Genomic DNA, 837 nt, shown 5'->3' with positions numbered 1-837 from the left:
AACCCATCAACATAAGTTTAGCGGATGTTTGACAACCGGGGGAATCCATGTAGCCGCGTTAATAGGCAGACAACGCAGCCACAAACTTAAAGCATTGTGACATAAACACTAAAACCAAACTGTGAGCCAAAACTGCTAAGCGTTGGTTGTCCAATTGAACGCTTGGTTATGTACATTTATCTTTGATGAAATCCAGTGTTTCCTTTGTACTAGTATGTAAAAGACTTTCAATCCCCATAGCCCTAGCGGCCTCCACATTTCGATGGGTATCATCAATAAAGATGCAATGCTTCGACTTTACCCTGAGGCGCTTCAATAAGCGTTGAAAAAACAAAAAGTCAGGTTTGGCAATGCCGATTTCTGACGAGTTAACAATTTCATCAAATGCTTTCTCTAAACCCACGTTAACAAGGTCATTGTTTAATCGACTTGTCGCATTGGTGACCAAAACAACCCTACCGTTAGAAAGTAGGCTTCGGATATTATTAAGGAACTCATAGTCAATCTCAGCGTTGAGTGAACGCCACTTGTTAACCAACTTTGCCGCCGTACTCTCACCATGAACTAGCGACAAGTCGTAACAAACATTGTTACACCATTCATCATGAGAAATTTTGCCAGTGATTGCGGGAATTAGGTGCTTTTCAGAAAAAGTACATGTGAACAAAGGGTTGCGTACTAGTCCCAACGTATCAGCATACTCTTCCATTTCAATATTGGACCAATGACGAATTACACCGTCAAAATCTATTAATACTGTATTTTTCACTGCCCCTCCTATGTACATAGACATAATGACCCCCACGAAAGGTGCTAGCCTCCAATATCGTGGGTTAG

The 837-nt window shown here is 41.3% G+C and carries 1 protein-coding gene; it reads right to left on the bottom strand.

All coding sequences use genetic code 11. The features are described from left to right. Window positions 1-166 precede the first annotated feature (166 nt). Complete coding sequence (locus JC606_RS23235) at window positions 167-769, bottom strand: HAD family hydrolase (protein ID WP_198779568.1); 603 nt, start codon at window positions 767-769, stop codon at window positions 167-169. Between the last annotated feature and the right edge of the window lie 68 nt (window positions 770-837).

Origin of the sequence: Vibrio sp. IB15 (assembly GCF_016406055.1) — a bacterium.
In the GTDB taxonomy this organism is placed as follows: Bacteria; Pseudomonadota; Gammaproteobacteria; order Enterobacterales; family Vibrionaceae; genus Vibrio; species Vibrio chagasii.
Note: the sequence above shows the minus strand (reverse complement) of the source record. Positions and strands in the feature narration are given on the sequence as shown.